Here is a 460-nt window from a genome sequence, read left to right on the forward strand (position 1 = left end):
GTCATCCAGAAGCTGAAGTTGTTCAGGAACGGAAAGGCCACGTCGCGCGCGCCGATCTGCAGCGGCACCACGTAGTTCATCAGCCCCGTGACCAGCGGCATGGCCACGAAGAAGATCATGATGACGCCGTGCGCCGTGAAGATCTGGTCGTAGTGGTGCGGCGGCAGGTAGCCGGTGGAATCGCCGAAGGCCACGGCCTGCTGCAGCCGCATCATGATGGCGTCGGCGAAGCCGCGCAGCAGCATCACCAGCCCCAGGATCATGTACATGATGCCGATCTTCTTGTGGTCGATGCTGGTGAACCACTCGTGCCACAGGTAGCCCCACTTGCGGTAGTAGGTGATGGCGCCCAGCACCACGATGCCGCCGATCGCCACCATGGCGAAAGTCGCCAGCAGGATCGGCTCGTGCAAGGGGATGGCGTCCCAGGTCAGGCGACCGAAGATCAGCTTGGTGAGGT

Annotated in this window: 1 protein-coding gene; it reads right to left on the reverse strand. The window is 62.6% G+C overall.

Going from position 1 to position 460, the window contains the following annotated elements; all coding sequences use genetic code 11:
- On the reverse strand, positions 1-460 hold a 460-nt coding region (locus tag IMZ11_RS44060), incomplete at both ends, for a cbb3-type cytochrome c oxidase subunit I (protein WP_374463281.1).

Source organism: Microtetraspora sp. AC03309 (assembly GCF_020826795.1).
GTDB lineage: Bacteria > Actinomycetota > Actinomycetes > Streptosporangiales > Streptosporangiaceae > Microtetraspora > Microtetraspora glauca.